The organism is Kitasatospora saccharophila (genome assembly GCF_039529925.1).
GTDB classification, from domain to species: Bacteria; Actinomycetota; Actinomycetes; order Streptomycetales; family Streptomycetaceae; genus Kitasatospora; species Kitasatospora saccharophila.
On the sequence record NZ_BAAANS010000086.1, the window covers coordinates 1 to 25,078 of the forward strand.

Below are 25,078 nucleotides of genomic sequence, written 5' to 3' on the forward strand. Positions count from 1 at the left end.
TCTTCCATGCGCCAGCTGCGGAGCGATCACCCGAACGAGGCTGATGCGTACGAAGGTTCGAGCAGCAGCCGTGTCCATCAGTTTGGGAATCGCTTCTTACTGAACACGCCAAGGATCACGCTGTACGAGGAGGCGTTGCGCAGCCCGACCGGACGGGTGCTGTTGGTCGCCTCGACCCGCTCGTTCTTGTAGTGGCCCAGCACGTACGAGCGCAGATCCCGTTCCTTTGCCTCGGCGCCGGCAGCCTTGTTGTACGCGATCTTGTGAGCTGGGAGCAGGAGGGTGGTCATCGCGTCCACCAGTGTCGACTTGCCGGATCCGACGCCGCCCGTCAACAGAGCGCTTCGCCCGTCGACGGTGAAAGACCAGATGCTGCGGTGGAAGGTCCCCCAGTTCAGCACCTCCAGGCGGGTGAGCCGGAAGCCGGGGCCGATGCCGAGGGTGTCGTCGCTTGGACCTGACTGCTGCGGGATGAGGGGCAGTTCCGAGGAGATGAGGCTCATTCGTTGTCCTCCGGCGTCGCGATGGTGCCGCGGTAGGTGGCGAGCAGCTCGTTGAAGTCGTTGAGAACCTGGGCGTCCACCAGGGCCTTGATGTGGCGCCGTACCTCGAACAAGCCCGGCTGCTTGGTCTGGCGGAGCACCTTGAGCTCGCACAACTTCTTGATGTTGCTGTCGATCTGGTCGACCAGGTGTGCCTCGTTGCTGCGAGGAGGGAGGAAACTACGGACCATTTCCACGAGGTCGTCACGAGTCAGAAGAAGACGGGGGTCCGATGAGGTGGCATCGCTCTCCGCCAGTCGCCCACGCAGGAGGGCGAGCATCAAGCTGACGGGGAAAGAGAGCCGGTGGCGTGTCACCAACCGCGGTACGGTCACGCCGTCATCGCGGGTATCCGGGTCGAGCTGGCGCGTGTAGGCATAGCCTTCGGCACGGTCGACCACGACGTCCAGGCCGATCACACGCAGGTAGTCACCGATGGCTGCTTGGTGGGCTGTGAGCTGGTCCCAGATCGCGGGCACGTCGCTCTGGTAGAGCACGCCTGCCTTCAGCAGGTTCACGATGGGTACGGTCAAAGCGTCATTCATGCCTGCTCTACCTCTCCGGCGGTCACGCCGCCCTCGTTGAGCACGAACGTCACCTGCGGGACGGTGGCCATGGAGTGCCCTGGAGAGTGGAATCGCTCGTAGACCAGGTTGTGGGTGTGGCTGGGGTCGATCACGATGTCCAGGCCCCCTTGGTCCAGTTGGAAGTACGCCAGCAGTTCCGCGAGTCCCAGGGCCAACGGGTACTTTTCGACGACGGTGGGTAGGTTCGCCTGACCACTCGGGCTGGCCTGGATCAGCTCCAGTACCTGTGCGACCAAAGTCTCGTGGTCCACATGGACGCCGGCAAACAGTTCGGAGACGTCCACCTCCGAGTCGTCGAACGCTTCGACGGCAGTGCTGTCCAGCTCCACTCGTTCGACCGGCATGTACAGCCGGCGCTCCATCGGCAGAGCCAGCTCCACTTGGGGGACCTCCAGCTCGATGCCGGGAAGATCACTTCGGCCGTCGAGGGCTGCCACGTGGCGCTGCACAGAGCGAACCAGCGCCACGACCCTGCGGTCCTCCTCGCGGCCGTGGTCGGCCAGGAACCGGCGGAGCTGCTCGGTGAGCTGCCGCACTGTGTCCTGAGTGCTCTCCGCCGCTTCCAGCCATGCGAATGGGATCTTCAGCAGGTTCCTGTTGGCTCTGCCGCCCAACTGCGGCAACTGGTGTACCTGCTCCAGGAGGCCTCGTAGCTCTTCCTGGCGTTGAGGGGAGAGGAGGTGATCGAAGAACGCCTGGAAGCTGCGGCCCTGATCGGATTCGGCGATCATCTCCCGGTCCATGAGGAATGAGGCCAGGAGCTCGCCCTTGCTTCCCTCCGCGGTTGCCACGTCCTGACGAAGCCGCCGATCCAGTTCCCTCAGATTCGCCTCGACCTCCCGGAAGTCCCGCAGCAACTCGACCGCCGTGTTTTCGACCTGCTGGTAGCGGTCCAGCAGGGCCACCGGGGACAGGAGATCGACTTCGCCCGCGAGGAGCTGCGCGATCTGCTCATCGATCCGATCACGTTCGCGACGGAGTTCGTCGATACGCGCCTGCGGATCGGTCTCGGTACCGAATGTCATCTGCCGCAGCAGGGCGACGATGGTGCTCAGCCGTGACTCGGTGCCGATGAAGGAACGAGCGGGCAACCCCCGGACCCAGGCGACGGCCTTCTCCAGGGCGCTGGTCGCGTCGAAATGGGCCTCGTCCTCGTCGGGCGGGTAGTACTTACGCAGCCAGCCACTGTTGGTCCACTCCGTCAGATATGCGGCAGCAGGGCGTGGGAATGAGCCCATTCCCCGTTCGTTGAGGTCATACAGCTGATCGTCCAGGCGGGAGACCAGCACGTTCTCGGGTACGCCTCGCACGTTCTCATCGACGAAGACCGTGCCGCAGAACCCCAGCACCAGCGGGGCGTTCTCCGCCCGCAGCAGCCGCCATGCCGGATGGTCGAGTAGACCAGTGACGTCATCGAATTCCATGCAGCCCCACCCTGGATCGCACGCGTTCGGCACCACGCCCGCCTACGGAAGGCGGGCAGCGCCCACCTTAGAAGGGGCCACCGACAAAAAGCAGAAAGCGAATATATTTTCGAATTCATGCCACTTGGGGTGAAGGCGGCATTCTGAACGGGAGCGCGTGCTCGCGGTTCTCTCGGTCGGCTGCAGCCGTGACCCGTTTGCCCTGGTCGCAGGCGAGGAAGGCTGCTGCTCTTGCGCCCTGCCTGCTCCGTGAATGGCCGGACTCGGGCTGGAGGCGTGTGCCTCCGGGGATGTCGACGGCGGGCCCCGGCGGACCCCGAATGTGATGTACATCACTTGATGTCGATCATCGGATGCCCGAGGACGAGCGGCCCGGTGTGCCGCGATTCGGGGCCGTTGGCGTCAGTGCTGGCGTCAACCGGCACGCAAATGCCCTCGAAGCGACTTGCTTCGAGGGCATCGTGCCTGGTCAGGCTATGTGGCCAGGGCCGGGGTCGAACCGGCGACCTTCCGCTTTTCAGGCGGACGCTCGTACCAACTGAGCTACCTGGCCGTACTGCACCGTCTCTTGCGAGACGAGCGATCCCGACGGGACTTGAACCCGCGACCTCCACCTTGACAGGGTGGCGAGCTAACCAACTGCTCCACGGGACCTCATGCGGATCGCTCCGCACAGGACCTTACTACGGTACTGCGTACCCCCAACGGGATTCGAACCCGTGCTACCGCCTTGAAAGGGCGGCGTCCTGGGCCACTAGACGATGAGGGCTTGCGGCCCTTCCGGCCGGATCATCCGGCGTTCGGGGACGTCGAGAAGCATATGGGATGCCGGGCGGGAACGCCAAAACGGTTTCCGGTGGTCGGCGCGGCGGGGGCGGTGGGGTCAGGACCAGCCGAGTTCGTGGAGCTCGTCGTCGTCGAAGCCGAAGTGGTGGGCGACCTCGTGGATGACGGTGGTGCGGACCTCCTCGACGGCCTCCTCGCGGGTCTCGCAGTAGCGGAGGGTCGGGCCCATGTAGACCATGATCCGGTCGGGGAGGACGCCGGCGTACCACTCGCCGCGCTCGGTGAGCGGGATGCCCTCGTAGAGGCCGAGCAGGTCGGGGGTGGCGGGGTCGGGCTCGTCCTCGACGAACACCGCGACGTTGTCCATCATCGCGGCCAGCCGCGGCGGAATCCGGTCCAGCGCGTCGGACACCAGCGCCTCGAACTCGTCCCTGGTCATCTCCACGCGCCCCATTGTCGGAGTTCCGCTGACGGGGCGCCAGGCCATCCGGGCGGTGGCGGGTGCTTGACTTGGCGGCATGGCGACGAGGGAACCGGTGCTGCGCGGGCAGGACCGGGTGGTGGCGGCGGTCTCCGCGGGCGGCGTGCTCGGGGCGAGCGCCCGGTACGGGGCGGGGCTGCTGTGGCCGACCGCGAGGGACGCCTTCCCGTGGACCACGCTGCTCGTCAACGCGCTCGGCTGCGCGCTCATCGGGGTGGTGCTGGTGGTGCTCACCGAGGGGCGGCGCACGCCGCACCCGCTGCTGCGGCCGTTCCTGGCCACCGGGATCCTCGGCGGCTTCACCACCTTCTCGACGTACGCGGTGGACGCCCAGCAGCTGTTCGACCACGCGCTGCCCGGCAGGGCGCTGCTCTACCTGGCCGGGACGCTGCTGGCCGCGCTGGTCGCCGTGTGGGCGGCCGCGGGCGCGACCCGGGCGGTGCTGCTGGGCCGGAGCGAACGGGCCGGGGGCGCGGCGGAGGGCACGGACCCGGCCGCGGCCGGGCGGGAGGCGGCGGAGTGAACTGGCTGCTGGTGGTGGTGGGCGCCGCGGTCGGCGCGCCGCTGCGCTACCTGACCGACCGGACGGTGCACTCCCGGGTCGGCTTCGGCTTCCCGTGGGGCACGCTGACCGTCAACGTCTCCGGCTGCGCGCTGCTCGGCCTGCTCACCGCGGTCGCCCCGCCGGACGTCCGGCTGCTGCTCGGGACCGGCCTGTGCGGGGCGCTCAGCACGTACTCGACCTTCTCGTTCGAGACGCTGAAGCTGGCCCAGAACGGCTCGCGCGGCGCGGCGCTGGGCAACGTGGCGCTGTCGCTGGGGGCGGGCCTGGCGGCGGTGTACGCGGGGGCGGGCGTCGGGCACGCGATCTGGGGGTGAGTGGGGCGCTACCCGTGTCCCGGTGGGCGGCCGCGCGTTGGGCACCGGAAATGGTGGCGGCCCGGGTCGGGCCGCGCGGGAGGTGGCTCGATGGTGGCGGGTTCGGCGGGCTGGTCGACGGGTCGGTCGACGCGGCGGCGGACGGCGGCGGGTTCGGTGGCGGTGGCGCTGGCCGTGCTCGGACTGAGCGGGTGCATGTCGGTGGGCGCGGACGCCCCCGGCGGGACGGTCCGGGTGAAGCCGTCCGGGACGGGCGCCGCCGCGGCCAGCGCCAAGCCGGGCGGCGCCCCGGCGGCGCGGCCGGGCGCCCGGTCCGGTGAGCACGGCGGCGCGTTGAGCCTTGACGGCGCGTCACCGGGCGCTTCGCCCGGCACGGTTGCCCCGGCGCCCGGGTCCGCGCCGTCGGCGGAGGGGGTGCCGGGCGCGCCCGTCCAGGTGCCCGGGCCCTCGGCGAGCGGTCCGGCCCCGGCCGGGTCGCCGTCCGGACCGTCCTCGTCGGCGCCCAGCCAGCCCGCCGGCTCCGGCGGGTCCGGTGGTTCCGGCGGCGGGGGCGGGACGGCGGCGCCGCCGAGCCCGCCGAGCAGCCCGCCGGCCTCCTCGCACTCGGCGGTGCCGTCCGCGACGCCCAGCGGTCCGGGGTCGGAGGCGCCGAGCGAGTCGCCGTCGGCGCACTGAGCGGCCGACCGTCCGGCCCGCTGTTCGGTCCGCCGTCCGGCCCGCCGCCGTCCGGGTGGTGGCGGTCCGGGCGGCCGGGGTCCGGGCGGTCGCCGTCCGGGCCTTCGTTCGAGGGTGCTGACCAGGGGATTTGCCTCTGATCCCGAGGTTCCCCTATGGTGGTAGATCGTTCGTTTGATCCTATTTGGCTGGCGCTCCTCATACACCTTTGAGCGCCCTTGGCGCGTTCCGGCGATCCGTGGCTGACCGCATAGAGGCGGTTTTTCAACAGACCCACCGGACTTTGGCGCGTGCCACTTCCGGAAGGTTTTGCATGTCTCTCGTTGACGACGCCCGCTTCGCCATGCCCGCGAACGGCTCCGACGCCGCCGACACCGACTCCCTCGACACCGACGCGCTGGACGCGGAGCTCGCCGAGCTCACCGACGCCGGCGCCGAGTTCGACACCGACACCGACGCCGACGACAGCGCCGACGACACCGACGCCGAGCCCACCATCACCTTCGGTGACCTGGGCCTGCACGACGACGTCGTCCGGGCGCTCGCCAAGCGCGGCGTCACCACCCCGTTCCCGATCCAGGCCGCGACCATCCCGGACGCGCTGGCCGGCAAGGACGTGCTCGGCCGCGGCCGCACCGGCTCCGGCAAGACCCTGAGCTTCGGCCTCCCGCTGCTGACCCGCCTGGCCGGCGGCGAGCGCACCAAGGCCAAGCACCCGCGCGGCCTGATCCTCGTCCCGACCCGCGAGCTGGCCATGCAGGTCGCCGACGCGCTGGAGCCGTTCGGCTCGGTGCTCGGCCTGCGCCTGAAGGTGGTCTGCGGCGGCACCTCGATGTCGAACCAGATCTACGCGCTGGAGCGCGGCGTCGACGTCCTGGTGGCCACCCCCGGCCGCCTGCGCGACCTGATCAACCGCGGCTCCGCCAAGATGGACGAGGTCGAGGTCGCCGTCCTGGACGAGGCCGACCAGATGGCCGACATGGGCTTCCTGCCCGAGGTCACCGAGATCCTCGACCTGGTGCCGGCCGGCGGCCAGCGCCTGCTGTTCTCCGCCACGCTGGAGAACGAGATCGACACCCTGGTCAAGCGCTACCTGAAGAACCCGGTCACCCACGAGGTCGACCCGTCGGCCGGCGCGGTCACCACCATGACCCACCACATCCTGGTCGTGAAGCCCAAGGACAAGGCGCCGATCACCAGCGCGATCGCCGCCCGCAAGGGCCGCACCATCATCTTCGTCCGCACCCAGATGGGCGCGGACCGGGTCGCCCAGCAGCTGGTGGAGTCCGGGGTCAAGGCCGACGCCCTGCACGGCGGCATGACCCAGGGCGCCCGCACCCGCGTCCTCGGCGACTTCAAGGACGGCTACCTGAACGTGGTCGTCGCCACCGACGTCGCCGCCCGCGGCATCCACGTCGACGGCATCGACCTGGTGCTGAACGTCGACCCGGCCGGTGACCACAAGGACTACCTGCACCGCTCCGGCCGCACCGCCCGGGCCGGCCGCTCCGGCACCGTCGTCACCCTGGTGCTGCCGCACCAGCGCCGCGGCGTGTTCCGCCTGATGGAGGACGCGGGCGTCGACGCCTCGCGCCACATCCTCGACCACGCCTTCGACGCCGAGGTCGCCAAGATCACCGGCGCCCGCTCGCTGGTCGAGGTCCAGGCCGAGAGCGCGTCCGGCATCGCCGGCGCCGCCGAGCGCGAGGTCGCCGAGCTCACCCGTGAGCTGGAGCGCGCCCAGCGCCGCGCCACCGAGCTGCGCGAGGAGGCCGACCGCCTGGCCTCCCGTGCCGCCCGCGAGCGGGCCGAGCTGGGCATCGAGGACGAGGAGCCGGCCGCCGAGGCCGACGCCGAGACCCCCGCTGCCGCCGTCGCCGCCCCGGCCGAGGCCGAGCCGGTGACCGAGGAGCGCGCCCCGTCCTACCGCGAGGCCCGCAGCGAGCGCCCGGCCTACAACAACCGGGACCGCGGCGAGCGCGGCGGTTTCAACCGTGACGACCGCGGTGACCGTGGCGGCCGTTCGTTCGGCGACCGGGACCGTGGCGAGCGCGGCGGTTTCAACCGTGACGACCGTGGTGGCCGTTCCTTCGGTGGCGACCGCGAGCGCGGTGGCTTCAACCGCGACGACCGTGGTGGCCGTTCCTTCGGTGGCGACCGTGAGCGCGGCGGTTTCAACCGGGACGACCGCGGTGGCCGTTCCTTCGGTGACCGCCCGCAGGGTGGCGGCTTCAACCGCGACGACCGCGGCGGCCGTTCCTTCGGTGGCGACCGTCCGGCCCGTTCGTTCGGCGACCGGGACCGTGGCGAGCGCGGCGGTTTCAACCGTGACGACCGCGGCGGCCGTTCCTTCGGTGACCGCCCGCAGGGTGGCGGCTTCAACCGCGACGACCGCGGCGGCCGTTCGTTCGGCGACCGGGACCGCGGCCAGGCCGGTGGCGGCAGCCGCCCGTTCGTGCGGCGCGACGACCACCGCTCCGGTGGGCGCCCGCAGGGTGGCGGCTTCAACCGTGACGACCGTGGTGGCCGTTCCTTCGGTGGCGACCGCGAGCGCGGCGGCTTCAACCGCGACGACCGCGGCGGCTACAACGGTGGCGGCGACCGCAAGCCGCGCTGGAAGAACTGACCTGCCGCAGGTCGGCAGGACCGGGCCCGCTCCACTTCGGTGGGGCGGGTCCGCCCGCGTTTCCGGGCCGAAAATCATTGGTGGGCGCGGGAGTTGGCGATTAGCGTGCCCAGGCATGAGTAGTAGGCAGCAGGCCGTGGCCGCGCAGAACGAGCAGATCGCCGACCGGGGCGAGTACCGGAGCCCGGGCGGGGCGGTGGTGCGGATCGCCGAGGAGCTGGCCGAGGCCAGGGCCGGCACGGTCTCGTACCCGGCGGACGCGGAGTTCGGGTCCGGCCCGGGGCCGCTGGCGGCCGGGGCGGTGGTCGAGGTGACCGGCGAGGGCAGCATGCAGGCCGCCCGGCGGCTGGTGGAGGACGGCGGGAGCGGCGTCGCGGTGCTCAACTTCGCGTCCGCGCGCAACCCCGGCGGCGGGTACCTGCGCGGCGCGAAGGCCCAGGAGGAGGACGTCTGCCGCACCGCGCTGCTCTACCGCTGCCTGCTGGAGGCCCCGGACTACTACGAGGCGCACCGGGCCTCCACCGACCTGCACTACAGCCACCGGGTGATCTGGTCGCCCGGCGTGCCGGTGATCCGGGACGGCCGGGGGGACCTGCTCGAACGCACCCACCGGGTCGGCTTCCTGACCTCGCCCGCGCCCAACGCGGGCCAACTGGCGCTGCGTTCGCCCGGCCGCCGGCTCGACCTCGCCCCGGTGCTGGCCGCCCGGGCCGCCCGGGTGCTGGCCGTCGCCGCCGAGAACGGCGGGCGGGAACTGGTGCTGGGCGCCTGGGGCTGCGGGGTGTTCCGCAACGACCCGGCCGAGGTCGCGGACGCCTTCGGGCACGCCCTGGACGCGTGGGGCGCGGCCTTCGACCGGGTGGTGTTCGCGGTCTGGGACCGCAACTCGCCCTCCGCGAACCGGACGGCCTTCGAACGGCGCTTCGCCGGCTGACCGGCCCCCGCTCAGTCGCCGGTGGCCAGCGCGGAGGCGGCGGCCACCACACCCGTCACGGTCAGCACGGCCGGCCAGGCCCCGATCTTCTTCGCCAGCGGGTGCGAGCCGCCGAACGCCCCCAGGTACAGCGCGGTCAGCCCCGCCGCGGCCGGCACCCCCGACCGCCGCCCCCAGCGCACCGCGGCCGCCGCCCCGGCCACCGCCAGCACGGCACCCCCCAGCTCGCGACGGCCACTGAACCGCGCGGTCGCGTACCCACCGATCAGCCCGGTGGCGGCAACGGCGGCGGTGGCGGGAAAACGGGCCATGGACGGACTCCTTCACGACTGCACGGCCTCACGACCGCACGGCTTCACGACGACAAGCCGGACACACCGATGGACGTCCCGCCCACGGTAACGCTCCTAACGAGCCGCCCACCGCCCGGGGAACGGCGATTGGGACACCCGGGCGGCCCGCGGCGGGGCACCTGCTGGTGGGACGCCGGGGCGGTACGGGCGCCGCTCCTCCGGGCGGAGGGCCGCCGGCGGCCGTCAGCCGCGGAAGACGTGCTCCGTGTGCCAGCCGACGTACTCCGCCCCGATCCGCAGCGCGGTCTCCGAGGGCTGCCGCACCGGGACTCCGTGGAGCCCGGCGACCGGACCGCCCCCGTTCCCCCCGCCGTCGACGAAGAGCGGCGACACCATCAGCGTCAGCTCCTCGCTCAACCCGAGCACCCCGTGGTCGAACAGGGCGTGGTGCAGGCCGCACAGCGCGATCCCGTTCTGCACCACGTCCGGCCCGCCGGCGGCGTGCGCGTGGACGTGGGCGGCCTCCACGCCCACCGGGACGCCGTCGAGCAGGCCGCCGAACCCGCAGACGGCGCAGGCGTTCCCGTACGAGGGGAGGACCGCGCGGGCGAACCGGCTGTCGCGGATCCGCTGGGTCACCTGCCGGTACCGGGGCTCGGCGGGCGGCAGGGCGTCCCGGAGGGACTGCTCCAGCGTGCTGCCGGTGCCGCTGCCGACGACCTCGGCGAGCAGCAGGGTGCGCATCCGGTCCCGGACGCCCCGGTCACCCAGCAGTTCCTCGACCGCCGGGTGCAGGCGGCCGCGGGCGCCCAGTTCGAGCAGCAGGCGGTGGCCGGCCTTTTCGGGCAGCGGCGCGGAGAACGCGTCGGTGGCCTGCCACAGCTCGGCCTCCAGCAGCCGGAACGGCAGTGCGGCGCGCTGCCCGTCGGGAGTCGACACGCGCTCGGTGTGCTGGGCGATCAGCTGGCCGACCGGCTCCGCGGCCTCCTCGTACCGGGTCTCGGTGGTGCCGGACACGGCGAGCCGGTGGTCGATCAGCCAGAGCAGCAGCAGCGGCTTGTGCGGGGCGCGCCCGCCCCCGCGCAGGCCGGAGCGGTTCAGCGTGCGCAGGGCGTCCCGCAGTTCGGCTTCGGTGCGCGGGATGTCGGGCGTCGTCATGCGGGTCCCAGGGTGCGGAGGGTGGCGAGGTCGGTGTCGGTGGCGCCGTGGTCGCGGAGGTAGGCGGCGAGGGAGCCGTGGCGGGTGGTGGCGTGGGTGAGGGCGGCGTGCAGGTGGGCGGCTTCGACGGGGCGGGAGAGGCGTTCGACGCCGGCGGTGTCGAAGTAGGGGACGGGGCCGCGGTCGAGGCCGAGGCCGGGGTTGGAGCGGAGGAAGTCGGCGGTGACGGCTTCGAGCGGGAGGCCGGCCAGGGTCTGCAGGACGGCGATGGTCAGGCCGGTGCGGTCCTTGCCGACGGCGCAGTGCACCAGCAGCGGGGCGCCGGTGGCCAGGGCGCGGACGGCGGCGGCGACGGCGATGCCGCCGGTCTCGGCCATGAACGGGTAGAGCGCGGCCTGGTCCTCGGGCCAGACCCGGTCGGTGGTGGCCGGGTCGGGCAGCATCGGCAGGTGCAGGTAGTCGACGCCGTCCGGCAGGTGGTCCGGGTGCGCCTCGACCTCCGGGGTGCTGCGCAGGTCGAGGACGGTGCGGACGCCGAGTTCCGCGAAGCGCCGCAGGCCCTCGTCGGTGAGGTGGTGGAGGGTGGCCGAGCGGTAGAGCAGCCCGGGGCGGTAGACGCCGGCCCCGGCGTCGCGGAGGTTGGGGACGTCGGGGATGTCGAGGAAGGGCGCGGCGGCGATCTCGGTCTCGGTCATGCGTCCCACGGTAGGCGCCGGGGCGGACGTCGGGCCGGGGCGTTCACCGAACCGGTACCGAGGCGGGACCGGGTGCGCCGGGTCGGGGCGGCGCCGGGCCGGGGCGGTCAGCGTCCGCCGGCCGCGTCCAGGAAGGCGCCGGTGACGTACGAGGCGGCGGGGGAGAGCAGGTAGAGGATCGCCTCGGCGATCTCCTCGGGCTGTCCGCCGCGCCCCATCGGGAGGTTGGGGCCGACCCGGTCGACCCGGCCGGGTTCGCCGCCGAGGGCGTGGATGCCGGTGTGGATCAGGCCGGGGCGGACGGCGTTGACCCGGATGCCCTCGGCCGCGACCTCCAGCGACAGGCCGGTGGTCATCGAGTCCAGGGCGCCCTTGGACGCCGCGTAGTCGACGTACTCGTTCGGCGAGCCGAGCCGGGACGCCGCCGAGCCGACGTTGACGATCGCGCCGCCCCGGCCGCCGTACCGGGTGGACATCCGGCGCACCGCCGCGGCCGCGCACAGGAACGGGCCGGTGATGTTGGCGGCCCAGATCCGGTTCAACCGGTCCTCGTCGAGCTCGTCCAGCCGGCACTGCTGCTCCAGCGTGCCCGCGTTGTTCACCAGCGCGGTGAGGGTGCCGAGTTCGCGGTCGACGGCGTCGAAGAGCGCGGTCACCCCGGCGGTGCGCGAGACGTCCGCGCGGACGGCGATCGCGGTGCCGCCGGCGGCCCGGATCCGCTCCACCACGGCGTCCGCCGCGTCCTGGTCGCTGCGGTAGTTGACGCACACCCGGTAGCCGCGTTCGCCGGCGAGCAGCGCGGTGGCCGCCCCGATGCCGCGGCCGCCGCCGGTGACCACCAGTACCTCGTCCCGCGCCGCGTCCTGCGCCATGTCGTCCGCTCCTTCGTCCACGACGGTGTCGTCCCGACGCTATCCCACCCGCTGGAAACCCTTTGCGGGCCGGACAGTCGGCGGCCGAGCATCACTGCCATGGATCTCTCAGTCTCCCCCCACGGCCCGCTGCGGGCCGACCGGTCGGACCCGTCCGCGTACCTCGCCGCGGACGAGGTCGTCGACCACGGCCATCCCGAGATCGTCGCCCTCGCCGCGCGGCTGCGGCAGGACGACCCGGTGCGGACCGCCGAGGCGGTGTTCGAGTACGTCCGCGACCGGATCGACCACTCGGCGGACGTCGGCCACTGGTCGGCCGCCTACCGGGCCTCCGACGTGCTCGCCGCCGGGAACGCGATCTGCCACGGCAAGTCGCACCTGCTGGCCGCGCTGCTGCGCGCCAACGGCATCCCGGCGGGCCTGTGCTACCAGCGGCTCGAAGTCCTGCACGGGCTCAACGGCGTTCTGCTGCCCGGCAGTTCGTGGTGGGTGCGGCTGGACGGCCGGGGGAACCGGAACGGCGCCGACGGGCACTTCGCCACCACCCCCGCCGAGGAGCGGCCCGCCTGGGCCAACGATCCGGCGCTCGGCGAGCACCACTACACCACGGTGTACGCCGCGCCGCCCGAGGCACTGCTGGACGGTCTGCGCGCGGCCGTCCCGAACTCCACCGGCTACGGCTACCTGCCGCTCGAACTCCCGCAGTAGGAAAGGCGGTTCACTCGCCTGCGGCACGCAGCGCGGCCAGCCGCGGGGCCCGGCCGCGCGGCGAGTCCGGGCCCGAGCCGCGGGCGTCGCCGAGATCCGTGCGGACGAAGTCCCCGGCGGCGTCGATCGCGGCCCGCAGGGCGGGGTTCATCGGCACGAACAACTGGTGCACCAGCTCCGGAAGTTCGGGGTCGTACTCCCAGAAGCCGACGATCCGGCCCCGGTCCACCACCAGGTGGGTCCGCGGGTCGCGCTCCGCGCCCAGGCCCCGCTCGGACCGGGCGGCCGGGACGGGCCGGTCGGCGTCCCGCGGATCGACCAGCCGGGCCAGGTCGCGGTGCAGCAGGTGCAGGCCGTCGGCGGCCGCCAGCAGGGCGTACGCGGGCTCGGCCGGGACGGCGAACCCGGCGAACTCGTCGGCCAGTTCGGCGGGCAGCAGCAGCTCGCTGCCGGGCAGCCGGACCAGTTCCAGCGGGGCCAGCGCGGCCTTCGCGGTCGCGGCGCCGAAGCCGGAGAACCAGCGGAAGTGCCGCACCGAGGCCGGGGCCGCCCAGGCGAAGTAGCGCCGGGCCAGGTCGGCGGCCTCCCCGTGCACGGCCCGGTCCCAGCGCAGGTACCCGTGCCGCTGGCGGTCGAGCCGCCCGTCGAGCGGCACCCGGCGGGCCAGGCCGCGCGAGCGCAGCAGGTCGAGCGCCAGCGGCAGCGTGGTCGCCACCCCGCGCCGACGGCCCGCCCCACCCAGCGCGCGCACCGCCGAACCGGCCTGCGCGTGCAGCTCGGTCGAGGTCAACGGCTCGGTGGGGGACAGCAGTTGGGACACCGCCAGGCAGAGCTGCTCGATCTCGTCCCGGGACACCCCGAGCTGCCGCTCGGCCGCGCCCAACTCCGTCTCCACCGCGCCCGCGCCCGCCGCCAGGCCCAGCGCGAAGTCGTCGGCGGGCAGCAGGTAGCTCCGCCCCCGGGCGGCCGGCAGCTCCTGCACCTCCAGCGCGGCCAGCGCCGCGTCCACCTCCGCCCGCCGCAACCCGGCCCGGGCGAACAGCCCCAGGTACGGCGCCGAACCGCCGCCCGACCTGGCCCACCCCGTGGCCGCCAGCACCTCGGCCGCCGACGCGCCCCGGTGCCGCCCGCCGTCCAACCACTGCCGGTGCGCCCACCAGGCGCGCAGCTTCGCCGCCGGGACCTCGCCGTTCGCCATGGGGCCAGTATCGGCGCGGGGCCGGTCCGCGACCGGTAACCCGGCCCGGAGTCGGCCCGTACGCCGGGTTCTGTCTCCCGGGGCCCGCCTTCCGGCCGTCCGGGCCGCGTCTTCCGCCCGCCCGTGGCTCTGCGGCCCTGTCCCCGGTGCGGAAATCGCTCGCGCGGGCGGTCCGGTCCGGGACACACTGCCACTCCTGCCGCTCCTTCCGCCCCTGCCCCTCCACGACCGCCGAGGAGGCGTTCGCCCGTGCACGTCCTGCTCTCCGGCATCGTCGGCTCCACCGCGTACGGCCTGGCGCACGCCGGGTCCGACCTCGACCGGCTCGGCCTGTTCGCCGCGCCCACCACCGCCTTCCACGGCCTGCACCGCCCCGCCGAGTCGCACGTCACCACCCGGCCCGACCGCACCCTGCACGAGGCCGCCAAGTGGTGCCGACTGGCCCTCTCCGGCAACCCGACCGCCAGCGAACTGGTCTGGCTGCCCGCGGAGTTGTACGAAGTCCGGACGCCGCTCGGCGAGGAGCTGATCGGCCTGCGGGAGGCCCTCCTGTGCGGCCCGGCCGTCCGGAGCTCCTACCTGGGCTACGCCGGCCAGCAGTTCCGCAAACTCACCGCCCGCGACCGCACCGACCCGGCGGGCCGAGCCAGGGCCGCCAAGCACGCCCGGCACCTGGTCCGGCTGGTCCGGCAGGGCGTCGCCCTGCACGAGACCGGCCGGTTGGAGATCCGCCTCCCCGACCCGGAGCACGTCCGCGCCCTCGGCGAGCGCTACGCCGACCGCCCGGAGGACGCCACGGCCCTCCTCGCCGACGCCGAGACCCGCTTCGACCGCCCCGGCGTCCTCCCCGCCGCCCCCGACGAACGCCCCGTCGAGGCATGGCTCCAACGCGTCCGAACCGCCCACCTCCCCCCGGCCTGACCACCCGCCACCCCCGGTCGCGAACCCCCGCGACCCGCCCGGCAATCCACTGCTCCTCCCCCACCGGGCACCAGGTAGGATCACCCCGGCAGGCGCTCTCCCACCCGGTCCGCGCCTGCCGCGGGCCGCTAGCTCAATTGGCAGAGCTGCGGACTTTTAATCCGTAGGTTCAGGGTTCGAACCCCTGGCGGCCCACCTGGCACGAGGCGGTCATAGCGCCTCTGACCTGTACGCAGCACCCCGGCTGATTCTCTGGCTCGGGGTGCTGCTGTGCTTTTGGGGTGGGGCGTGAGCCGGTGTGCTGACGTGCTGAGCGCGCTCGCTGACCGGAAGCCCAAGGCGGTACGGCTGCACGCCGGCCTCAAGGACACGCCGCACCGCGCGGTCGCGCTCGCTGCGGCCGAGTTGCCCCCGAAGAAGCGTCCGGACGCCGTGGACGCCTTGGTCGCGCTGACTGCGGCCCGACACGGCAGCGCTGTTGCCTTCACCAGTGACCCGGCTGGCCTCACGGCTTGCCTGAAGGCCCTGGACGCCCAGGACGTCCACGTGGTCCGGATCTGATGTCGAACTCGGACCAGGATGCCGGAGGGAGTTCGAACCCCTGGCGGCCCACCGTGGAGGATCAGGTCGGACGGTCGGTGACCTGGCGTGCAGTAGCTGGGCGGGGGTAACGGCCCGGGGGCTGCGGTGTTTTGCGGGGTGGTCGGGCGGGGGTGGGGGGGTCGGTCGGCTGGATAGAGTGCACGGTTGGAGGGGCGCGTTGCCGAGGCCGTGACGGGGTGGAGATGCACGGAACGAGGTTGGACGGCCGGTACCGGTTGGAGTCGGTTCTGGGGTCCGGCGGGATGGGCCAGGTGTGGCGGGCCTTCGACGAGCGGGTCGGTCGGCCGGTGGCGGTGAAGTTGCTGACGAACGCCGACTCGGCTTCGGTCAGCGTGGAGCGGTTCGCCGCCGAGGCCAGGGCCGCGGGCAACCTCAGCAGTCCGCACATCGTGACGGTCCACGACTTCGGGCGGACCGGCCCCGAGGACGGCCACGCGCCGTTCCTGGTGATGGAGTTCCTCGACGGCCGGTCGTTGGACGAGGTGGTCGCGGAGGGTGCCCTGCCGCCGGTGCGGGACGCCCTCGAATGGGTCCTCCAGGTGTGCACCGGCCTGGCCTCCGCGCACCGGGCGGGGCTGGTGCACCGGGACATCAAGCCGGCCAACGCCATGCTGCTGGCCGACGGGACGGTCAAGATCCTCGACTTCGGGATCGCCAAGCACCTGTACGAGGACCTCGCGCTCACCGGTACCGGCCACGCCGTCGGCACCGCCGCCTACATGGCCCCCGAACAGGCCCGGGGCGACCGGGACATCGGGCCCGCCGCCGACCTCTACGCCGTCGGCTGCCTGCTGCACACCCTGCTGACCGGCCGCCCGCCCTTCACCGGCGCCCCGCTGGCCGTCCTCCACCAGCACCTGACCCGGCGGCCCGAGGCGCCCGGCCGGCACCGCGCCGCGGTCCCCGCCGACGTCGACCGGCTCGTCCTGCACCTCCTGGAGAAGGAGCCCGCGGACCGGCCCGCCGACACCGCCGAGGTGATCGAGGCGGTCACGGCCCTGCTGGCGGGCCGTCCGCAGGAGCGCCGCCCCGCCCCGCCCCGCCCGCCGTCCCCGGGCCTGCACGCCGCCGCGACCGAGACCGCGCACCGGGCCGAACCGGCGGGCCCGTTCCCGCCGACGGTGCTCGACGCGCCCCCGGTCGAGGAGCCGGAGGAGCCGGAGGAGCAGGAGGGGCCGGAGGACGGCGCCGGGGAAGCACTGGCGAAGAAACCGGCCGCCATCGGGCGGAGCGCGCTGGCGGGCGCCGTGCTGATCGGCGTCCAACTGTTCGCCTTCGCCGAGTGGCCCGTGTTCTGGGCGGCGCCGGTCGCCGTCGTCACGGGCCTGGCCCTGGCTTTCGGGATGGAGGTCGACCGGTCCGTCAAGGAGGGCGAGGAGGACATGGCCGGGCTCGCCGTCGCGCTGGGCGTGACCGTGCTCTCCTGCCCGCTGTTCCTGTTCTTCACGCCGCTGCCCTGGTGGGGGGTGCTGATCCTGAGTCTCGTGGGCGCTCCCGTCCTGTGGACGGTGCAGGGCCCCCTCGTCCGCAGGCTCGGCCGGGTCTTCGCGCGACAGCGACCCGACGTGCAGACGGCGGTCGGCGCGGGCCTGGCGAACGGCGCCCTCGCGACCGTCCTGCTCTCCGGTACCCGGATGCCCGGCCTGCTCGCGGTGCTGCTCGGTGTGCTCGTCTGGGTGGTCGCCTCCGTGGCGCTGACCCTCCTGCTGCCGTCCCGCGGGCCGGTCGGGTTCGTCGACGGCGGCCCGCCCCGGCCGCGCCGGCACCGCTGACGGGCACCGCTGACGGGGACCGCTGACGGGGACCGCCCCGGGGTCGGGCGGCCCCCGGCCGGGGCTCAGCGGCGGGTGCCGACCACCGAGAGCAGGACGTCGACCAGGCGGTCGGCGGCGTCCGGGCGGCCGTGGGCGCGGGAGTTGGCGGCCATCGTCGCGCGGTGGCGGGGGTCGGCGAGCAGGGGGGCGAGGGCGGCCTGCAGGTCGGCGGGGGTGACCTCGCCGAGGAGGGCGGTGGCGGCGCCCGCCTGCTGGAGGTGGGTGGCGTTGTGGGCCTGCTCGTTGCCCGCGGAGGAGGCGAGCGGGACGAAGACGGCGGCCTTGCCGAGGGCGGTGAGTTCGGCGAGGGTGCCGGCGCCGCTGCGGCTGACGACCACGTCGGCGAGGGCCAGGACGTCGGGGAGTTCGGCGCCGAGGTAGCCGGTGAGCAGGTAGCGGCCGGCCAGGTGCGGGGGCAGTGCGCGGGCGTGCTCGCGCAGGGCGGCCTCGTTGGCCGGGCCGCACTGGTGGACGACGTTGGCCCGTTGCAGGAGGTCGGGCAGGACCGCCGAGACCAGGGTGTTGATCTGCACCGAGCCCTGGGCGCCGCCGGTGACGTAGACCGTCGGCAGCGAGCGGTTGAACCCGTACAGGTCGAGGGCGCTGACGGCCTTGTCGGCCTGCCCGGCGAGCACGGCGGGACGCACCGGGTTGCCGGTCACCGCGGCGGTGGGCCGGGCGGACCCGGGCAGCAGCGGCAGGGTGGACTCCGAGGAGACCGCCACCCGGGTCGCGGCGCGGGCCAGCACCCTGTTGGCCAGCCCGAGGCGCACGGTCTGCTCGTGCACCACCAGCGGGGCCCGGCAGGAGCGGGCGGCCAGGCCGACCGGCACCGCCACGTAGCCGCCGGTGGCCAGCACCACGTCCGGGGCGAACTCGGCGATCAGCGCGCGGGCCTGCCAGGCGCCGAGCGGGACGCGGCACATGTCCCGGACGTTGGCCGGGGAGACCAGCTTCAGCGGGTTGGAGGAGCGCCGGATCTTGCCGGTCGCGACGGGTGCGAACCGGATGCCCTCGGCGGGGGCGACCCGGGCCTCCAGGCCGGCCGCGGTGCCGATCCACAGCACCTCGACCGCCCGGCCGCGCGCGGCCAGCCGCTCCTGCAGCGCCCGCACCGCGGTCAGCGCGGGGTAGGTGTGCCCGCCGGTGCCGCCGCCGGTGACCACCAGGCGCAGCGGGCCGTCCTGTTCGGTGAATTCCATGCCCGTCTCCCATCGACCGCCGGACCGCCGGCCCGCGCCACTGCGGAACCGTCGCGGACGTGACGGGGCATCAGCCTACGGCGAGCCGGGACGGGGGTCGGCGGGGGTGCGGTCCCGGGGCGAGGCCCGGGGCGAGGCCGGGGGCGGCACGCGGACGGGGTACATAGTCGGGTGAATCGGACATCCGGTTGGTAGCGTTCCGCCCGCGGCGATGGCGCCCGCGGCGGTGCCGCCCGGTCCGCCGACGCCCGGGGCGTCCGCGGTTTCCGGGGCGTCCGGGGCGTCCGGGTGCCCGGGCGTCGCGAGCGAGAGGGAGCGGTGCGGGTGGCGACGGAGGAGACGGTCCGGGGGCCGGAGGTCGGGGCGGCGAAGCTGGCGCTGCCGACGCTGACCATGCTGGTGGTCGGTTCGATGGTCGGCGCGGGGGTCTTCTCGCTGCCGGGGCGGTTCGCGCAGGAGACCGGCGTGCTGGGCGCGCTGATCGCCTGGCTGATCGCCGGGACGGGCATGCTGATGCTGGCGCTGGTGTTCCAGACCCTGTCGGTGCGGCGGCCGAAGCTGGACGCGGGCGTGTACGCCTACGCGAAGGCCGGTTTCGGCGAGTACCTGGGCTTCTTCTCGGCGTTCGGCTACTGGGCGAGCGCCTGCGTCGGCAACGTGACGTACTGGGTGCTGATCATGTCGACGGTCGGGGCGCTCGCCCCGGCGCTCGGGGACGGCGACACGGCGCTGGCGGTGGTGCTGTCCTCGTGCGGGCTGTGGGGGTTCTTCCTGCTGGTGCGGCGCGGCGTGAAGGAGGCCGCGATGATCAACCGGATCGTCACGGTGGCCAAGCTGGTGCCGATCCTGGTGTTCGTCCTGCTGGCGCTGTTCACCTTCAAGGCGGACGTGTTCGCCGCCAACTTCCAGGGCGCCTCCTACGCGGGCTCGCTGTACGACCAGGTGCACGGGACGATGCTGGCCACCGTGTTCGTGTTCCTCGGGGTGGAGGGCGCGAGCGTCTACTCCCGGCACGCGAAGCGGCGTTCGGACGTCGGCCGGGCCACCGTGCTCGGCTTCCTGAGCGTCTTCGCGGTGTTCGCCTCGGTGACGATCGTCTCGTACGGCATCCTGCCGATGGGCGAGATCGCCGCGCTGCGGCAGCCGTCGATGGCGGGCGTGCTGGAGGCGGCGGTCGGCACCTGGGGGAAGGTGCTGGTCAGCGTCGGGCTGATCGTCTCGGTGCTGGGCGCCTACCTGGCGTGGACGCTGATGGCCGCCGAGGTGCTGTTCGTCGCGGCCAAGGACGAGGACATGCCGCGCTTCCTGGCCCGCGCCACCGACCAGGACGTGCCGGTGCCCGCGCTGCTGCTGACCACCGCGCTGTCGCAGGTGATGCTGGTGGTGACGGCCTTCTCGGACGACGCCTTCGACTTCGCGCTCGACCTGACCAGCACGCTCAGCCTGATCCCGTACCTGCTGGCCGCCGGGTACGCGGTGCTGGTGGCCCGGCAGGACCGGGCCGGGGCCGGGGCCTGGCTGGTGTCCGGGCTGGCGACGGCGTACACGGCCTTCCTGGTGTACGCGGCGGGCTGGGCGTACCTGCTGGTGTCGCTGATCATCTACGCGCCCGCGACCGTGCTGTTCGTGATGGCCCGCCGGGAGCAGGGGCGGCGGCTGTTCTCGCCGCGCGAACTGGTGGTGCTGGTGGTGTCGGTGGCCGGCGCGGTGGTGGGCGTGGTGGCGCTGGCCGCCGGGTGGATCGACCTGTGAGGCCGCGCGGGTCCGTCGGGCCCGCCCCGTCGAGATGACTTCCGTTCCGTACGTTGCGAAGGGATCGCGTTGATGACTGCTCCGACCGCTCTGGGTGTCCACTCCGAGGTGGGCCGGCTGCGCAAGGTGCTGGTCTGCCGGCCGGGGCTCGCGCACCGGCGGCTCACCCCCGGCAACGCCGACGACCTGCTGTTCGACGACGTGATGTGGGTGGAGAACGCCCAGCGCGACCACGCCGACTTCGTGGACCGGCTGACCGGGCGCGGCGTCGAGGTGGTCGAGCTGCACGACCTGCTGGCGCGGACCGTCGCGGTGCCGGGCGCCCGGGACTGGCTGCTGGACCGCAAGATCGTCCCGGACCAGGTCGGCCTGGGGCTGGTCGACGGCACCCGGGAGTACCTGGAGACGCTGGACCCGGCGGCGCTGGCCGAGTTCCTGATCGGCGGCCTGGCCACCACCGACCTGCCCGAGGAGTACCGCTCCGGCTACCTGGCGCTGGCCCGGGAGGCCACCGGGGTCCGCGAGTACCTGATGCCGCCGCTGCCCAACACCCTCTACACCCGCGACACCACCTGCTGGCTGTACGGCGGCGTCACCCTCAACCCGCTGTACTGGCCCGCCCGGCACGACGAGACGCTGCTGATGAAGGCGGTGTACGCCTTCCACCCGGACTTCACCGGCGCCACCGTCTGGTGGGGCGACCCCGAGCGGGACTGGGGCCAGTCCACCTTCGAGGGCGGCGACGTCATGCCGATCGGCAACGGCGTGGTGCTGATGGGCATGAGCGAGCGCACCTCCCGGCAGGCGATCACCCAGGTCGCCGCCGCGCTGTTCGCCCGGGGCGCGGCCCGCCGGGTGGTGGTCGCCGGGATGCCCAAGCTGCGTTCGGCGATGCACCTGGACACCGTGTTCACCTTCGCCGACCGGGAGACCGTCACCCTCTACCCGGCGATCATGGACCGGGTGCACGCCTTCTCCCTCTACCCCACCGACCGGGCCCCCGGCGTGGAGGTGGTGGACGAGGGCTCCCGCCCGTTCACCCAGGTGGTGGCCGAGGCGCTGGGGCTGTCCGCGCTGCGGGTGATCGGCACCGGCGGCGACGTCTACGCCTCCGAGCGGCAGCAGTGGGACAGCGGCAACAACGCCGTCGCGCTCGAACCGGGCGTGGTGATCACGTACGACCGCAACACCACCACCAACGCGCTGCTCCGCCGGGCCGGCATCGAGGTGATCACCATCGTCGGCGCGGAACTCGGCCGGGGGCGCGGCGGCGGGCACTGCATGACCTGCCCGCTGATCCGCGAGCCGGTGGACTTCTGACGGCCGCCCCCGGCCGGGCCGCTGCGGGGCGGAGCCTTTTCGGTCCGCAGCGGCCCGGCCGGAGGCGTGCGGGTCAGCGGCCGATCCCGTCCAGCTCGGCGAGGTCGTCGGCGGAGAGCCGGAGCCCCGCGCCCGCGACGTTCTCGCGCAGGTGCGCCACCGACGAAGTGCCGGGGATCAGCAGGATGTTCGGCGACCGCTGCAGCAGCCAGGCCAGGGCGACCGACATCGGCGTCCCGCCCAGCCGGGCGGCCACGGCGGTGAGCGCCGAGGACTGCAGCGGGCTGAAGCCGCCGAGCGGGAAGAAGGGCACGTAGGCGATGCCTTGCCCGGCGAGTTCGTCGATCAGGGCGTCGTCCTGGCGGTGGGCGAGGTTGTACATGTTCTGCACGCACACGATCGGTGCGATCGAACGGGCCTCGGCGACCTGCTCCGGCGTCGCGTTGCTCACCCCGAGGTGCCGGACGAGCCCTTGCCGCTGGAGTTCGACGAGCGCCCCGAACGCCTCCGCGAGCGAACCGGGCACCGGGCCGGCCGCGTCGCCGAGCCGGAGGTTGACCACGTCCAGCGCGTCGAGGCCGAGGTTCTCCAGGTTCTCCCGGACGGCCCGGCGCAGCTCCTCGGGCCTGCGCGCCGGGGGCCAGCCGCCCGCCGCGTCCCGGGTCGCGCCGACCTTGGTCACCAGGCGCAGCGAGTCCGGGTACGGGTGCAGCGCCTCGCGGATCAGCCGGTTGGTGACGTGCGGCCCGTAGGCGTCGGCGGTGTCGACGTGGGTGACGCCGAGGTCGACGGCCTCGCGCAGGACGGCGAGCGCGCCCTCGTGGTCGGCCGGGGGACCCGTCACACCGGGGCCGGCGAGTTGCATGGCGCCGTAGCCGAACCGGCTGACGGGCAGGTCGCCCAGGGGCCAGGTGCCGCCGGGGAGCGGCGCGGACGGGGTGTTCATGTGGTGCCTTTCCGGTCGGACCGGGGGTGGTTCCCGGGAGCTCCTTGCCCCATCATTGGTTCGCAACTTCCTTTCGGGAAGTGGGCACTTCGAAGTGCGTAGGGCACCCCCGGGTGGGTGGGAGGAGAGGTCCGGATGGCGACGACGGCGGCCCAGCAGCGGGCCCGGGCCAAGGCGGAGTACGACGCCTTCCTCGCGGTCTGCCCCAGCCGCAAGCTGCTGGACCGGATCTCCGACAAGTGGGTCACGCTGGTCCTGGCCGCGCTCGGCGGCGGCGGCCCGCAGGAGCCCGGCGCCGACTGCGCCGGTGAGCCCCGGGCGATGCGCTACTCGGAACTCCAGCGCCTGCTGGCCGGGGTGAGCCAGAAGATGCTCACCCAGACGCTGCGCTCCCTGGAGCGCGACGGCCTGGTCTCGCGCACCGTGGTGGCGACCGTGCCGGTGACGGTCTCCTACGAGCTGACCGACCTCGGCCGGTCGCTGCACGGGATGGTGCGCGGCGTCAAAGCCTGGGCCGAGGGGCACATGGACGACGTGCTCGCCCACCGCGAGAGCTACGACGCCCGCACCGCCTGAACCGCGTCCCGGCCCCGGCGCCGTCCCGGGCGGGACGTCCCGGTCGGCCGGAAAAGTGTTCGGAGAGCCGTGAAACACCCGTGGGGGGCCGTGCATCTATAGGGGTGGACGAGCCCGGAACGGCCGGGCCACGGGGGTGCGATGTGAAGCGCGGACAGGCCGGGACCGCCCGGCCGGCGGGGGACGGGCCCGGGGGCGCGGCGGCGGACGGCACGACCGGCGGCCGGGCCGCGCGGCGGGAGGCGGCCCGGCAGCGGGGGCAGCGGGGCCGGCGGCGGATGCGGCGCTGGCAGAAGGCGCTGGTGTACGGGACGGCCGGGGTGGTGGTGCTGACCGTCGCGGCGGGCGGCTACGTCTACTACCGGCTGAACGCCAACATCAAGGAGGCGCCGCTGTTCGCGGGCGAGGAGGGCGACGCCGGGCACGAGACGCCGGACGCCTTCGGCCGCACCCCCATCAACGTGCTGGTGATCGGCTCCGACACCCGCGACAACCCGGAGGACTGCAACATCGGCGGCGCCGAGTGCGGCGGCGGCGCGAACGCCGACGTCAACCTGTTGCTGCACGTTTCCGCGGACCGCAGCAACGCCACCGTGATGAGCATCCCGCGCGACCTGCGGACCGACCTGCCGGCCTGCAAGGACGAGTCGGGCAAGCAGGTGTTCAAGGCGCAGAGGCACGCCATGATCAACTCCTCCCTGCAGGGCGGCCCCGGCTGCACCGTGGCGGCCGTGCGCAAGCTGACCGACCTGCCGATCGACCACTTCGTGCAGGTCGACTTCGGCGGCGTGATCAAGATGTCGGACGCGGTGGGCGGCGTCCCGGTCTGCGTCGACGACGACATCTACGACCCGCGCTCGCACCTCAAGCTCTCGAAGGGCGAACACACCCTGCAGGGCATGGCGGCGCTCCAGTTCGTCCGGACCAGGTACGGCTTCGGCGACGGCACCGACATCGGCCGCGCCTCGGCCCAGCACCTCTTCCTCGGCTCGATGATCCGCCAGTTGAAGAGCGCCGGGACGCTCACCAACCCGGCCGAGCTGCTGTCACTGGCCGACGCGGCCACCAGCGCGCTCACCGTCGACCCCGGACTGAAGGGCATCACCAGACTGGTCGGACTCGGCGAGGACATCAGCAAGGTGCCCACCGAGCGGATCACCTTCACCACCATGCAGGTCGTGCCCGACCCCGCGGACACCAACCGGCGGGTGATCGGCCCCGGCGCGGCCGAACTGTTCCGGATGATCAAGGACGACCGCCCGCTCACCGGCGACCCCGCCACGCCCTCCGCCCCTGCGGCGCCCTCCGCCCCTGCGGCGCCGTCGACCCCCGCAACCGCCACGCCTCCCGCCGCGAGCGGCCCGGCCCGTAGCGGCATCACCGTCGTGGTGCGCAACGGCACCGGCATCACCGGCCGGGCCGGGGCGCTCGTCGACAAGCTCCGGCAGGACGGCTTCGCCAAGAACACCACCACCGGGCAGGGCGTCACCGCCGACCGCAGCGCGGTCACCTACCCCGCCGGCAAGGAAGCCGCCGCCCAACAGGTCGCGGCGGACCTCGGCCTCCCCAGCAGCGCCGTCCGCGCCGGGCAGGGCGGCTCGATCGAGCTGCTGATCGGCACCGACTGGACCACCGGCACCAGCTACCCCGCCACCGCCGGCGGCACCGCTCCCGAGACACCCACCCCCGACCGGTCCGTCGCCCTGAAGAACGCCGACGTCCGCACCGCCGACGACACCAGCGGCTGCGCCAACGTCAGCCACGATGCCACGGCCCCCCTCCCCGGCCTGGGCGCCATGACCCCGAGCCAGGCGTACGACCGCAGCAAGGACGTCCCCGACTCGGCTCCGTGAGCGGCTGGTTCAGCCCTCGGAAGGGGCGGGGTCCGGCGCGGTGTGGATCTCGCTCCAGACGGTTTCGCGGGCGGTGCCGTTGTTGCGGGAGGGCGGGGAGTAGGTGTGTCCCCAGCGGTCGCCGAGGGCGAGCGCCTTGAGGACGGCCAGGTGGTCGTCGGTGCCGTGGGGGCGGGTGATGGCGAGTTCGACGCGGTAGCCGGTGGGGGTGGTGGTGAGGGTGGCGTCGGTGC

The 25,078-nt window shown here is 73.6% G+C and carries 25 protein-coding genes and 4 tRNA genes; 13 read left to right on the forward strand and 16 right to left on the reverse strand.

From position 1 onward, the window contains the following. Positions 1–77: 77 nt before the first annotated feature. From ABD345_RS36360 to ABD345_RS36390, 7 genes are all read right to left on the reverse strand, one after another. Positions 78–503: an ATP-binding protein gene (locus tag ABD345_RS36360; RefSeq protein WP_344558626.1), complete on the reverse strand. Its 426-nt coding sequence runs from the start codon at positions 501–503 to the stop codon at positions 78–80. After that, positions 500–1,060 (reverse strand): DUF4194 domain-containing protein, encoded by a 561-nt coding sequence (locus tag ABD345_RS36365; RefSeq protein ID WP_232248039.1) that lies wholly within the window; start codon positions 1,058–1,060, stop codon positions 500–502. The genes ABD345_RS36360 and ABD345_RS36365 overlap by 4 nt, the downstream gene beginning before the upstream one ends. Before the next feature lie 23 nt (positions 1,061–1,083). Further along, the gene (locus ABD345_RS36370) at positions 1,084–2,553 is read right to left on the reverse strand and encodes a DUF3375 domain-containing protein (protein ID WP_037600943.1); all 1,470 of its coding nucleotides are present in this window, start codon (positions 2,551–2,553) and stop codon (positions 1,084–1,086) included. Positions 2,554–3,032: 479 nt separating this feature from the next. Beyond that, a tRNA-Phe gene (locus ABD345_RS36375) sits at positions 3,033–3,106 on the reverse strand. Positions 3,107–3,133: 27 nt separating this feature from the next. Continuing rightward, a tRNA-Asp gene (locus ABD345_RS36380) sits at positions 3,134–3,207 on the reverse strand. 42 nt (positions 3,208–3,249) lie between these two features. Then, positions 3,250–3,322, reverse strand: a tRNA-Glu gene (locus ABD345_RS36385). A 114-nt stretch (positions 3,323–3,436) separates the two neighbouring features. Next, entirely contained in the window at positions 3,437–3,778 is a 342-nt protein-coding gene (locus ABD345_RS36390) for a metallopeptidase family protein (protein WP_344558663.1), read from the reverse strand. A gap of 79 nt (positions 3,779–3,857) precedes the next feature. Here ABD345_RS36390 and ABD345_RS36395 point away from each other — a divergent pair, with 79 nt between their 5' ends. Next, a complete protein-coding gene (locus ABD345_RS36395; RefSeq protein ID WP_344558628.1) occupies positions 3,858–4,343 on the forward strand; it encodes a FluC/FEX family fluoride channel in 486 nt (161 codons plus the stop codon). Then, positions 4,340–4,699: a fluoride efflux transporter CrcB gene (gene crcB, locus ABD345_RS36400; RefSeq protein ID WP_344558629.1), complete on the forward strand. Its 360-nt coding sequence runs from the start codon at positions 4,340–4,342 to the stop codon at positions 4,697–4,699. Before ABD345_RS36395 ends, crcB begins: the two co-directional genes overlap by 4 nt. An 8-nt stretch (positions 4,700–4,707) precedes the next feature. On the opposite strand, the gene ABD345_RS36405 is transcribed toward crcB, so the two are convergent. Continuing rightward, positions 4,708–5,580: a hypothetical protein gene (locus ABD345_RS36405; RefSeq protein WP_344558630.1), complete on the reverse strand. Its 873-nt coding sequence runs from the start codon at positions 5,578–5,580 to the stop codon at positions 4,708–4,710. Between the two features lie 107 nt (positions 5,581–5,687). Here ABD345_RS36405 and ABD345_RS36410 point away from each other — a divergent pair, with 107 nt between their 5' ends. Both ABD345_RS36410 and ABD345_RS36415 read left to right on the forward strand, forming a co-directional pair. Beyond that, positions 5,688–8,000, forward strand: a complete 2,313-nt coding sequence (locus ABD345_RS36410) for a DEAD/DEAH box helicase (RefSeq protein ID WP_344558631.1) — start codon at positions 5,688–5,690, stop codon at positions 7,998–8,000. A gap of 115 nt (positions 8,001–8,115) precedes the next feature. Beyond that, a complete protein-coding gene (locus tag ABD345_RS36415; protein WP_344558632.1) occupies positions 8,116–8,934 on the forward strand; it encodes a TIGR02452 family protein in 819 nt (272 codons plus the stop codon). An 11-nt stretch (positions 8,935–8,945) separates the two neighbouring features. Here the strand turns inward: ABD345_RS36415 and ABD345_RS36420 are convergent, their stop codons facing one another. From ABD345_RS36420 to ABD345_RS36435, 4 genes are all read right to left on the reverse strand, one after another. Next, positions 8,946–9,245, reverse strand: a complete 300-nt coding sequence (locus ABD345_RS36420; RefSeq protein WP_344558633.1) for a hypothetical protein — start codon at positions 9,243–9,245, stop codon at positions 8,946–8,948. A gap of 225 nt (positions 9,246–9,470) precedes the next feature. Then, the gene (locus ABD345_RS36425) at positions 9,471–10,385 is read right to left on the reverse strand and encodes an HNH endonuclease (RefSeq protein ID WP_344558634.1); all 915 of its coding nucleotides are present in this window, start codon (positions 10,383–10,385) and stop codon (positions 9,471–9,473) included. Further along, entirely contained in the window at positions 10,382–11,080 is a 699-nt protein-coding gene (locus ABD345_RS36430; protein WP_344558635.1) for a tyrosine-protein phosphatase, read from the reverse strand. Before ABD345_RS36430 ends, ABD345_RS36425 begins: the two co-directional genes overlap by 4 nt. 107 nt (positions 11,081–11,187) lie before the next feature. Continuing rightward, entirely contained in the window at positions 11,188–11,952 is a 765-nt protein-coding gene (locus ABD345_RS36435; protein WP_344558637.1) for an SDR family oxidoreductase, read from the reverse strand. Positions 11,953–12,051: 99 nt separating this feature from the next. Between ABD345_RS36435 and ABD345_RS36440 the strand changes: the two genes are divergently transcribed. Beyond that, positions 12,052–12,660: a transglutaminase-like domain-containing protein gene (locus ABD345_RS36440; protein ID WP_344558639.1), complete on the forward strand. Its 609-nt coding sequence runs from the start codon at positions 12,052–12,054 to the stop codon at positions 12,658–12,660. A 10-nt stretch (positions 12,661–12,670) separates the two neighbouring features. Here ABD345_RS36440 and ABD345_RS36445 read toward each other — a convergent pair whose 3' ends face one another. Beyond that, complete coding sequence (locus tag ABD345_RS36445; protein ID WP_344558641.1) at positions 12,671–13,858, reverse strand: DNA glycosylase AlkZ-like family protein; 1,188 nt, start codon at positions 13,856–13,858, stop codon at positions 12,671–12,673. A 249-nt stretch (positions 13,859–14,107) separates the two neighbouring features. Here ABD345_RS36445 and ABD345_RS36450 point away from each other — a divergent pair, with 249 nt between their 5' ends. The 4 genes from ABD345_RS36450 to ABD345_RS36465 all read left to right on the forward strand — a co-directional run bounded on the left by ABD345_RS36450 (position 14,108) and on the right by ABD345_RS36465 (position 17,154). Further along, the gene (locus ABD345_RS36450) at positions 14,108–14,779 is read left to right on the forward strand and encodes a nucleotidyltransferase domain-containing protein (protein ID WP_344558643.1); all 672 of its coding nucleotides are present in this window, start codon (positions 14,108–14,110) and stop codon (positions 14,777–14,779) included. Between the two features lie 122 nt (positions 14,780–14,901). Beyond that, positions 14,902–14,974: transfer RNA gene (locus ABD345_RS36455), tRNA-Lys, on the forward strand. A gap of 111 nt (positions 14,975–15,085) precedes the next feature. Next, positions 15,086–15,340, forward strand: a complete 255-nt coding sequence (locus ABD345_RS36460) for a hypothetical protein (protein ID WP_344558645.1) — start codon at positions 15,086–15,088, stop codon at positions 15,338–15,340. A gap of 224 nt (positions 15,341–15,564) precedes the next feature. After that, positions 15,565–17,154, forward strand: a complete 1,590-nt coding sequence (locus tag ABD345_RS36465; protein ID WP_344558647.1) for a serine/threonine-protein kinase — start codon at positions 15,565–15,567, stop codon at positions 17,152–17,154. Between the two features lie 65 nt (positions 17,155–17,219). Here the strand turns inward: ABD345_RS36465 and ABD345_RS36470 are convergent, their stop codons facing one another. Beyond that, positions 17,220–18,398 carry a UDP-N-acetylglucosamine--N-acetylmuramyl-(pentapeptide) pyrophosphoryl-undecaprenol N-acetylglucosamine transferase gene (locus tag ABD345_RS36470; RefSeq protein ID WP_344558649.1) on the reverse strand — a complete coding sequence of 393 codons (1,179 nt, stop codon included), beginning with the start codon at positions 18,396–18,398 and terminating at the stop codon, positions 17,220–17,222. Positions 18,399–18,791: 393 nt separating this feature from the next. On the opposite strand from ABD345_RS36470, the gene ABD345_RS36475 reads away from it, so the two are divergent. Together ABD345_RS36475 and ABD345_RS36480 are read left to right on the forward strand one after the other, a co-directional pair. Continuing rightward, positions 18,792–20,150, forward strand: coding sequence for a basic amino acid/polyamine antiporter (locus ABD345_RS36475; RefSeq protein ID WP_380276414.1), 1,359 nt, complete (start codon positions 18,792–18,794; stop codon positions 20,148–20,150). 72 nt (positions 20,151–20,222) lie between these two features. After that, positions 20,223–21,470 carry an arginine deiminase gene (locus tag ABD345_RS36480; protein ID WP_344558653.1) on the forward strand — a complete coding sequence of 416 codons (1,248 nt, stop codon included), beginning with the start codon at positions 20,223–20,225 and terminating at the stop codon, positions 21,468–21,470. A gap of 73 nt (positions 21,471–21,543) precedes the next feature. Here ABD345_RS36480 and ABD345_RS36485 read toward each other — a convergent pair whose 3' ends face one another. Next, a complete protein-coding gene (locus tag ABD345_RS36485) occupies positions 21,544–22,416 on the reverse strand; it encodes an aldo/keto reductase family oxidoreductase (protein WP_344558655.1) in 873 nt (290 codons plus the stop codon). Positions 22,417–22,551: 135 nt separating this feature from the next. On the opposite strand from ABD345_RS36485, the gene ABD345_RS36490 reads away from it, so the two are divergent. Beyond that, positions 22,552–22,992: a winged helix-turn-helix transcriptional regulator gene (locus tag ABD345_RS36490; protein WP_344558657.1), complete on the forward strand. Its 441-nt coding sequence runs from the start codon at positions 22,552–22,554 to the stop codon at positions 22,990–22,992. Positions 22,993–23,135: 143 nt separating this feature from the next. Next, the gene (locus ABD345_RS36495; RefSeq protein WP_344558659.1) at positions 23,136–24,845 is read left to right on the forward strand and encodes an LCP family protein; all 1,710 of its coding nucleotides are present in this window, start codon (positions 23,136–23,138) and stop codon (positions 24,843–24,845) included. A gap of 9 nt (positions 24,846–24,854) precedes the next feature. On the opposite strand, the gene ABD345_RS36500 is transcribed toward ABD345_RS36495, so the two are convergent. Next, the coding region (locus ABD345_RS36500) for a hypothetical protein (RefSeq protein ID WP_344558661.1) at positions 24,855–25,078 on the reverse strand (224 nt) is incomplete at its 5' end.